Raw genomic sequence first — 9,079 nt, 5'->3', positions numbered from 1 at the left:
CGGGAATGCCGCCTTGCGGCGGCGCTCCTTACCTCCTCGGACTAGAGTCCGAGGTTTCTCGGAGCAAAATCTGATGAATATCGTCTAGGAGACCCACCATGTCTTTGCCGAGCGCAGTCAAGATCGTCGAAGTCGGCCCGCGTGACGGGCTTCAAAACGAAAAGGAGTTCGTGTCGACCGAGGTCAAGATCGATCTCGTGAATCGACTTTCGGCGGCCGGGTTTCGCAACGTCGAATCGGCATCGTTCGTTTCGCCGAAGTGGGTGCCGCAAATGGCCGACGGCGCGCAGGTCATGGCCGGCATCGAGCGGCGCCCCGGCACCGTGTATTCGGTGCTCACGCCGAACATGAAAGGGTTCGACGGCGCGGTGGCTGCCAAGGCCGACGAGATCGTGATCTTCGGCGCGGCCAGCGAAGCGTTTTCGCAAAAGAACATCAACTGCAGCATCGCCGAGAGCATTGCACGCTTCGAACCGGTCGCGCGCGCCGCCAAGGAAAGCGGCATGCGCTTGCGCGCCAGCATTTCGTGCGCGCTCGGGTGTCCCTATCAGGGAGACGTGCCGGTGCCGGCCGTCGTCGACGTCGTCCAGCGCATGGCCGCGCTCGGCTGCGATGAAATCGACATTGCCGATACGATCGGCGTCGGCACGCCGGGGCGCACGCGAGAGGTGTTCGCCGCTGTCACGAAGGTATTTCCGCGCGAACAATTGTCGGGGCATTTTCATGACACGTACGGGCAAGCGCTCGCCAACATCTACGCGTCGCTGCTCGAAGGCATCGAGATTTTTCACGCGTCGGTGGCCGGGCTCGGCGGTTGCCCTTATGCCAAGGGCGCAACGGGCAACGTCGCGACGGAAGACGTGCTTTATATGATGAATGGGCTCGGCATCGAAACGGGCGTCGATCTCGACGCGGTCGTCGCGATCGGCGATTTCATTTCGTCGGCGATCGGTCGCCAGAATGCCTCGCGCGCGGGCCGCGCGCTGCTGGCCAAGGCAGCGAACGCCGCGTGCGCGACGTAACGCCGATCGGCCGCGTAGAAGCGCCTTCGACGAAACCGAAACGCACATCACCCCCGAAACGCAACCACCGGCTCGACTGACGAGCTCGCAGGAATAACGACATGGAGCAAGCGCATCTGACCCAAACCAACATGCCCGACGCGCTCGACGCCGCCGAGCCGCTTGCGGCGCTGCCCGACACCGCGCGCCGCGTGGCGCTGCTGCTGCGCGAACGCGGCCATGAGAAACCCGTCGTCATGCTGCCGCAAACGGGCAAGACGTCGGCCGAAGCCGCGGCGGGGCTTGGATGCTCCGTCGCGCAAATCGCCAAGTCGATCCTGTTCCGTCGCCGTGACGACGACGCACCGGTGCTCGTGGTGGCGAGCGGCGCCAACCGCGTCGACGAAGGCAAGGTCGCTCAGCACGTGGGCGACATTGCGCGCGCCGATGCGAAGTTCGTGAAAGACAAGACTGGATATGCGATCGGCGGCGTGTGCCCGATCGGACACCTGACCCCGCCGGTCACGCTGATCGATTCCGACCTGCTGCAGCTCGACAGCCTGTGGGCCGCGGCGGGACATCCGCATGCGGTGTTCAACTTGTCGCCGCGGGAGTTGATCGCACTGACCGGTGCGCCGGTAGTGGATGTGGCGCTGCGCGCGTGAGTGCTTTAGTGCCGCTCGTCGTTGACGGCATGCGGTGCGTGCGGGCAGCGTATGCAACCGATACGCACATCGTGACGCAACAGCGGCGCACATAAAAAGAAAGCCGTTCATCATCGAGGACGAACGGCGCAATTTCCGACGTGATCAGCGTCAGTTGTCATGATACCGATGCGCCGCGTCGCGACGCATCGGTGATTTCCCTGCAGATCGGCGAGAGTCGGTTTCAGTCGCTCTGCGCGGCGCGAACCGTGGACGCGCCGTTCCTTCCGGCGCGCCGCTGGGGCACGATCCGCCATCCGAAGTTCACGCCCGCCGCGGCGACCAGAATCAACGCCGCACCGGCAAGCTGCACCCACGCAAGCGTCTGCCCGAACGCAAACCGATCGCAGACGATCGCGACGACCGGATAGATGAACGATAGCGCCGCCGTCATCGCCGTCGGCAGCTTCTGAATCGCGCCGTACAGCAAAATGTAGACGAGCCCCGTATGGATCACGCCGATCGCACTGAGGTCGGCCCACGGCATGAAGGTTTTCGGCAACGCATGCACGTTGACGAACGGCGCCAGCAGGACGATCCCCAACGTGACTTGAATCAGCGCAATCAATTGCGGGGGCGTACCCTTGAGACGCTTCGTGATGATCGAGGAGACGGCGTAGAGGAACGCCGCCGCGAGTGCGTAGCCGATTCCCCGCAGATACTGCCCAGGCACGGTGAGCACCGCAGGCTCGACCTTCACGACAAGGACAAGCCCGACGAACGCTACGCCGAGCCAAGCCGCCGTCGACGCGGTAATTCGTTCGCGGAACACGACCACGCCGAGCACCACGAGCATGAACGGCTGCGTGTTGTAGGCGACCGTCGCCATGGAAATGGAGGCCCGCGAATAGGCCGCGAACAGCAGGACCCAATTCGCGACGATCGCCGCGCCTCCCGCGGCCGCAAGGCCCACCGTGCGCCACGACAGCAGGTCCCGACGAATCAGCCCCAGCCCAAAGCAGACTAGCGCGAGCGTCGGCGCACCGAGCAAGCAGCGCACGAACACGACGTTTTGCGGGGACTGCCCCGAGGCGACGACGAGCCAGCCGATCGTGCCCGAGATCAACATCGCGGCGACCATCTCGATCGCGCCGCGCCGAATTTCCTTTCCTGTTTCCGATGTAGCTGCTGGAGTAACCGATTGAGTCGCCATGGACGCACCTGTCTCTGGTTGCTTGCTCTTTGCCCAAGTCTCGGTTCGAAGGCTTGAAAGCGCCGGTTCGAAGTCGAGGATCGATGAAGATGAGTCTATCGATTTGCGGCGGGCGAAAACATGGCTAAACTAAGGTTCAAACGCGAATTCTTCTACGAAAAGAAGGAAAAAATGGCAAAACGCCTTTCTGACGGCGCACCGAGCTCGACCGCCGCCGGTCTCGACGACACCGACCGGACGTTGCTGCGTCTGCTGGCCGAAGATGCGCGCACCGCGGTGGCCGATCTCGCCCGCGAAGTCGGGCTCTCGGCCCCGAGCACGGCCGAGCGGCTGCGGCGGCTCGAAGCGCAAGGCGTCATCGAACGCTTTACGGTGCAGATCGACCCGCGCGCCCTCGGCTATACGCTGCAGGCGATCGTGCGCGTCAAGCCCCTGCCCGGGCAGTTGCATCTCGTCGAGGACGAAATCCGCCGCATTCCGGAATTCGTCGAATGCGACAAAGTCACCGGCGACGATTGCTTCGTCTGCCGGCTCTTTCTGCGCAACATCGAGGAACTCGACGAAATCTTGCTGAAGGTGGGCGAGCGCGCCGAAACCAGCACCGCCATCGTCAAGGCGACGCCCGTCGCTCGACGCTTGCCCCCGCTTGGACCGCCCGACCGGCGCGCTCGCGCCGCCGAGCCGGCTTCAGGGCAAGAAACGCCGGCCAAGCCGCGTACGATCAAGCGCGGTGCTCGTTGACGCGCTCGGCCGCGCCCGCTGCTCCATCGCTCGATTCGTCGGTTTCGAAGAAATCGTGGATCTCGGCCATCAGGGCCTCGGGCGCCTCTTCGGGAATGTAATGCCCGCACTCGAGGGCGCGTCCGCTGACGTCGCGCGCCACCTTCCACCACTCCTCGAGCGGCGAGAAGCAGCGCGCCACGACGCCCTGTGCGCCCCACAACACGCGCAAGGGACAGCCGATCTTGCGGCCGCGTTCCAGATCGGCGCGGTCGTGCTCGAGGTCGATCGTCGATGAAGCGCGGTAGTCCTCGCACATCGCATGCACGGCGCCTGGCGCCGCGAGCGCGTCGCAGTAGGCGCGCAAGGCGTCCGGGTCGAACGGCGCGAGCCCGGCATGACGGCCGCCCATGACGGCTTTGACGTACGCGGCCGGGTCGGCGCCGATCAACGTTTCCGGCAGCGGATGCGGTTGGATCAAGAAGAACCAGTGGAAGTACGCGGTGGCGAAAGCACGGTCGGCGCCTTCGTACATGGCGAGTGTCGGTGCGATGTCGAGCAGCATCATCCGCTCGACCGCATGCGGGTGATCGAGCGCCATCCGGTGCGCCACGCGCGCCCCGCGATCGTGAGCGCAGACGAGGAACCGGTCGAAGCCGAAATGGCGCATCACGGCGACCTGATCGGCCGCCATCGCCCGCTTCGAATAAGCCGCATGGGTCGGGTCGCTCTCCGGCTTGCCCGATTGCCCGTATCCGCGCAGGTCCGTGGCGACCACAGTGAAGTGCTTCGCCAAGTGCGGCACACAGCGATCCCAAATCCGATGAGTCTGCGGATGCCCATGCATCAGCAATAATGGAGGACCTTCACCGCCCGTCATTCCGAAGATTTCGACGCCGTCGGCGTCCACGTGAAACGGGGTGAAGTCGGCGAAAGTCATAGCGTAGGCTCCTGCTGCTCATCGTTGTTCGAACTACTTCGTATTTTAGGTGCGCTGATGACATGCGCTCGTTCGCGACGCCACGAAACGTAGAACCAGAGCACTCACTCCAACGCCGCGCCCCTCGGTTTCCTCGCGCGCATCCCCTATAATCGAACGATCGTTCTTTTAGAAACCAAGGAGACTCGCGTCATGGCCCTGCCTGCCGTCCTACAGAATCTGACGCTGCCTGTCGTCGCGTCGCCGATGTTTATCGTGAGCTACCCGGAGCTCGTGCTCGCCCAGTGCAAGGCCGGCATCGTCGGCTCGTTCCCGGCGCTCAACGCACGGCCGGCCGAGCTGCTCGACGAATGGCTCACGCAGATGGGCGAAGCGCTGGACGCGCACCGGGCCGCGAACCCCGGCAAGCGCATCGGGCCGATCGCCGTCAATCAGATCGTTCATCAGTCGAATGTGCGGCTCGAACAGGACGTGCGTGTTTGCGTCGAGCACAAGGTGCCCATCTTCATCACGAGCCTGCGGGCGCCCGCCAAGGAAATCATCGACGCGGTGCACAGCTACGGCGGCATCGTGCTGCACGACGTCATCAATCTGCGCCACGCGCAAAAGGCGCTCGAGGCGGGCGTCGACGGCCTGATCCTGGTTGCGGCCGGCGCGGGCGGTCATGCGGGCACGACCTCGCCGTTCGCGCTCGTCGGCGAAGTGCGGCGCATTTTCGATGGGCCGATCGTGCTGTCGGGTTCGATCGCCAACGGCGGTTCGATCCTCGCCGCTCAAGCGATGGGCGCCGATCTCGCCTACATGGGCACGCGCTTCATCGCCACGCAGGAAGCCCACGCCATCGACGAGTACAAGCGCGCCATCGTCAATGCGAGCGCATCGGACATCGTCTACACGAACCTTTTCACCGGCGTGCACGGCAATTACATCCGCGAAAGCATCGTCAACGCGGGGCTCGATCCGGACGCGCTGCCCGAGTCGGACAAGACGAAGATGAACTTCGGCGGCGACAAGGCGAAGGCTTGGAAGGATATTTGGGGCGCCGGCCAAGGCGTCGGCTTGATGGACGATGTGCCGACCGTGGCGGCGCTCGTCGAGCGATTGAAGGCCGAATACGACGCGGCGCGCGAGCGGCTGCTGGCCGCGCGCTGAACGTCGTTTTAAGTCGAAGGCGACCGGGCGCAGCGGCGGGCGGCCACCTCACATGTTGCGCCGATACTGCCCGCCCACTTCGAACAACGCATGGGTAATCTGCCCGAGCGAGCAGACACGCACGGCGTCCATCAGCACGGCGAACACGTTCTCGTCGTCGATGACGGCGCGCTGCAACCGAGCCAGCATGGGCGCGGCCTCGTCGCGATGGCGCGCGTGGAACGCCGCGAGCCGTTCGCGCTGGCTTTCCTTCTCCTCGCGCGTCGAACGCGCCAGTGCCGGCGGGCCCGCTGGCGCGTCGGCCTGCGCGCTCATGAACGTGTTGACGCCGACGATCGGATAAGAACCGTCGTGCTTGCGGTGCTCATAGCGCATCGATTCGTCTTGAATGCGGCCGCGCTGATAGCCCGTTTCCATGGCGCCGAGCACGCCGCCGCGCGCGGTTAGGCGATCGAACTCGTCTAGCACGGCCGCTTCGACGAGATCGGTCAACTCCTCGATCACGAAGCTGCCCTGATTCGGGTTTTGGTTTTTCGCCAAGCCCCACTCGCGATTGATGATCAACTGGACGGCGATCGCTCGCCGGACCGATGCTTCCGTCGGCGTGGTGATCGCTTCGTCGAAGGCGTTCGTGTGCAAGGAGTTGCAGTTGTCGTAGAGCGCGATCAGCGCTTGCAGCGTCGTGCGAATGTCGTTGAACTCGATTTCCTGCGCATGCAGACTCCGTCCGGAGGTCTGCACGTGATACTTGAGTTTCTGGCTGCGCTCGTTCGCGCCGTATTTCTCGCGCATCGCCACGGCCCAGATGCGGCGCGCCACGCGGCCGATCACCGTATATTCGGGTTCCATGCCGTTCGAAAAGAAGAACGACAGATTCGGCGCGAACGCGTCGATGGCCAAGCCGCGCGCGAGATAAGCCTCGACATACGTGAAGCCGTTCGCGAGCGTATAGGCGAGCTGTGTGATCGGGTTCGCGCCGGCTTCGGCGATGTGATAGCCCGAAATCGACACCGAATAGAAATTGCGTATGCCGTGCTCGATGAAATATGCCTGCACGTCGCCCATCATCTTCAGGCTGAAATCCGTCGAGAAGATGCACGTGTTCTGCCCTTGGTCCTCCTTGAGGATGTCCGCTTGCACCGTCCCGCGCAGCTCGCTCAAGGTGTCCGCCCGCGTCTGTTCGATTTCTTGCGCGCTCGGCTCGCGCTGCTCGGCCGCGCATCGCTCGGTCAGCCGCTCGAGCTGCCGATCGATTGCGGCGTTGAAGAACATGGCGAGGACCGTGGGCGCCGGGCCATTGATCGTCATCGAGACGGACGTGGCCGGGTCGCATAGATCGAAGCCGTCGTACAGCGCTTTCATGTCGTCGAGCGTCGCGACCGATACGCCGGAGTTGCCGATCTTGCCGTAGATGTCGGGGCGTGCATCCGGGTCTTCGCCGTAGAGCGTCACCGAATCGAACGCCGTCGAGAGGCGGCGCGCGGGCATGCCTTCGGACAGCAGCTTGAAGCGCCGATTCGTGCGCGGCGGGTCGCCCTCGCCCGCGAACATGCGTGTGGGGTCTTCGTTTTCTCGCTTGAACGGGAACACGCCGGCGGTGAACGGAAAGTACCCGGGCAAATTTTCGAGCATCAGCCAACGCAGCGTCTCGCCCGGGTCGACGAACTTAGGCAGCGACACCTTCCGGACCGAGGTGCCCGAGAGCGTCGTCACCGTGAGCGGCGTGCGGATCTCGCGGCCGCGAACCGTCGTCACGCGCTCGTCGCCAGAGTATTCGGCCACCGTCCGCGGCCACGCGTCGAGCATCTCGCGTTCGCGTACACCCAGCCGCGCTTCGCGTTCGGCGATGAGCAGGTCGAGCCGGCCTGCGAGCGCGTCGTCGGCGGTAGCGCCGGCCTCCAGCGCCATCCGTTTCGCTTCGCTCAACTGCCACCGCTCTCGGGCGCTCTGCGCTTGCTCATGCGCCCTGTGGCGATAAGTACGAACCGTATCGGCGATTTCGGAGAGATATCGGATACGCGCCGCGGGCACGATTGCGCTGCCTTCTCGCGAATGACGCCCGGTGACGCGCGGCAAACGCGGGCCGCCTTCGGGCGCGCGCAGCCCTTGCTCGCGCAGCGCTTGCACGATTCGCTGATAGAGCGCCGTGACGCCTTCGTCGTTGAAACGCGAGGCGATCGTCCCGACGACGGGCATACTTTCCGGCGCCTCGCCGAACGCGCCGCGGTTGCGCTGCATCTGTTTGGCGACGTCGCGCAGCGCATCGAGCGCGCCGCTGCGGTCGAACTTGTTGATCGCGACGAAATCGGCGAAGTCGAGCATGTCGATCTTCTCGAGTTGGCTCGCCGCGCCGAACTCGGGGGTCATCACGTAGAGCGATCGGTCGGCCACCTGAGCGATCGCCGCGTCGCCCTGACCGATGCCCGATGTCTCGACGACGATGAGATGAAAGCCTGCCGCCTTGCACGCAGCGATGGCGTCGGGGATGACCTCGGGCAGCTCCGTCGCCGCGTCGCGCGTCGCGAGCGAGCGCATGAACACGCGCGGGCCGCGGCCCCAATCGCCGATCGCGTTCATCCGAATTCGATCGCCTAGCAGCGCGCCGCCGGACTTGCGCCGCGACGGATCGACCGCCAGTATGGCGATCGACAGTGCATCGCCGTAGTCGAGTCGAAAGCGCCGCACGAGTTCGTCGGTCAACGACGATTTACCCGCGCCGCCGGTACCCGTCACGCCGAGCACGGGAATGGCGTGGGCCGCGCGTGCGCGTTCGCGGAGCAAGGCCAGCGTGTTCGCATCGACGCGACCGCTTTCGAGCGCGCTGATCAACGCGGCCAGCGGCCGCCACATCCGCGCACCGTTGCCCGGCAGCGCAGCCAACTGCTGCGCCGCAGTGGCTTGGCGGGACGAAGCCTCGCGCGCCGCGGCCTTCGCACAGCGCGCGATCATGTCGTCGATCATGCCCTGCAGGCCAAGCCGCTGGCCTTCATGCGGGGAATAGATCCGCTCGACGCCGTAGCGCTCGAGCTCGTCGATCTCGTCGGCGACGATGACGCCGCCGCCGCCGCCGAACACGAGCGTGCGCTCGCCGCCGCCCTCGCGCAGCGAGTCGACGAGGTATTTGAAGTACTCGACGTGCCCGCCCTGGTAGCTCGACACGGCGACGCCGTCGGCATCCTCGTCGAGCGCGGCCCGCGCGACTTCGGCGACGGACCGGTTATGGCCGAGATGGACCACCTCCACGCCGCTCGCCTGCAAAATGCGCCGGATGATGTTGATCGCCGCGTCGTGCCCGTCGAACAGCGCGGCGGCCGTGACGAAACGCAGACGCAAAGCCGGCGCCGGCCGGGTCGGGCCGAGACGTTGCGGCGTGGAAAGATCGGTCATGGCTGCCCCTCGCTCGCGCCGG

General features: G+C 65.1%; 6 protein-coding genes and 1 pseudogene. 4 read left to right on the top strand and 3 right to left on the bottom strand.

Annotated features, from left to right (window positions below; genetic code table 11):
* Positions 1-98: 98 nt before the first annotated feature.
* Positions 99-1,022: a hydroxymethylglutaryl-CoA lyase gene (locus ACTHNR_RS25275; RefSeq protein ID WP_440551308.1), complete on the top strand. Its 924-nt coding sequence runs from the start codon at positions 99-101 to the stop codon at positions 1,020-1,022.
* A 131-nt stretch (positions 1,023-1,153) separates the two neighbouring features.
* On the top strand, positions 1,154-1,666 hold the full coding sequence (locus ACTHNR_RS25270) for a YbaK/EbsC family protein (RefSeq protein WP_440551313.1): 513 nt from the start codon (positions 1,154-1,156) through the stop codon (positions 1,664-1,666).
* A 223-nt stretch (positions 1,667-1,889) separates the two neighbouring features.
* Here ACTHNR_RS25270 and ACTHNR_RS25265 read toward each other — a convergent pair whose 3' ends face one another.
* Positions 1,890-2,858: a DMT family transporter gene (locus tag ACTHNR_RS25265; protein WP_440551307.1), complete on the bottom strand. Its 969-nt coding sequence runs from the start codon at positions 2,856-2,858 to the stop codon at positions 1,890-1,892.
* Between the two features lie 171 nt (positions 2,859-3,029).
* Here ACTHNR_RS25265 and ACTHNR_RS25260 point away from each other — a divergent pair.
* A pseudogene (locus ACTHNR_RS25260) lies at positions 3,030-3,509 on the top strand (Lrp/AsnC family transcriptional regulator); the annotation flags it as partial.
* 70 nt (positions 3,510-3,579) lie between these two features.
* Here the strand turns inward: ACTHNR_RS25260 and ACTHNR_RS25255 are convergent.
* Positions 3,580-4,518: an alpha/beta fold hydrolase gene (locus ACTHNR_RS25255; RefSeq protein ID WP_440551305.1), complete on the bottom strand. Its 939-nt coding sequence runs from the start codon at positions 4,516-4,518 to the stop codon at positions 3,580-3,582.
* Between the two features lie 192 nt (positions 4,519-4,710).
* On the opposite strand from ACTHNR_RS25255, the gene ACTHNR_RS25250 reads away from it, so the two are divergent.
* The gene (locus ACTHNR_RS25250; protein WP_440551303.1) at positions 4,711-5,670 is read left to right on the top strand and encodes an NAD(P)H-dependent flavin oxidoreductase; all 960 of its coding nucleotides are present in this window, start codon (positions 4,711-4,713) and stop codon (positions 5,668-5,670) included.
* 48 nt (positions 5,671-5,718) lie between these two features.
* Here the strand turns inward: ACTHNR_RS25250 and icmF are convergent, their stop codons facing one another.
* Positions 5,719-9,057, bottom strand: coding sequence for a fused isobutyryl-CoA mutase/GTPase IcmF (gene icmF / locus ACTHNR_RS25245; RefSeq protein ID WP_440551301.1), 3,339 nt, complete (start codon positions 9,055-9,057; stop codon positions 5,719-5,721).
* Positions 9,058-9,079: the final 22 nt, after the last annotated feature.

The sequence above is a fragment of the Trinickia sp. genome, assembly GCF_051954495.1.
Lineage (GTDB): Bacteria > Pseudomonadota > Gammaproteobacteria > Burkholderiales > Burkholderiaceae > Trinickia.
This window is presented reverse-complemented; position numbering and strand designations above follow the sequence as displayed.

What these genes read in the sequence shown, in the direction of transcription:
- ACTHNR_RS25255 (WP_440551305.1), bottom strand. Translation starts at nt 4,518, where the DNA reads ATGACTTTCGCCGACTTCACCCCGTTTCACGTGGACGCCGACGGCGTC.
- ACTHNR_RS25270 (WP_440551313.1), top strand. Translation starts at nt 1,154, where the DNA reads ATGCCCGACGCGCTCGACGCCGCCGAGCCGCTTGCGGCGCTGCCCGAC.
- ACTHNR_RS25275 (WP_440551308.1), top strand. Translation starts at nt 99, where the DNA reads ATGTCTTTGCCGAGCGCAGTCAAGATCGTCGAAGTCGGCCCGCGTGAC.
- icmF (WP_440551301.1), bottom strand. Translation starts at nt 9,057, where the DNA reads ATGACCGATCTTTCCACGCCGCAACGTCTCGGCCCGACCCGGCCGGCG.
- ACTHNR_RS25265 (WP_440551307.1), bottom strand. Translation starts at nt 2,858, where the DNA reads ATGGCGACTCAATCGGTTACTCCAGCAGCTACATCGGAAACAGGAAAG.
- ACTHNR_RS25250 (WP_440551303.1), top strand. Translation starts at nt 4,711, where the DNA reads ATGGCCCTGCCTGCCGTCCTACAGAATCTGACGCTGCCTGTCGTCGCG.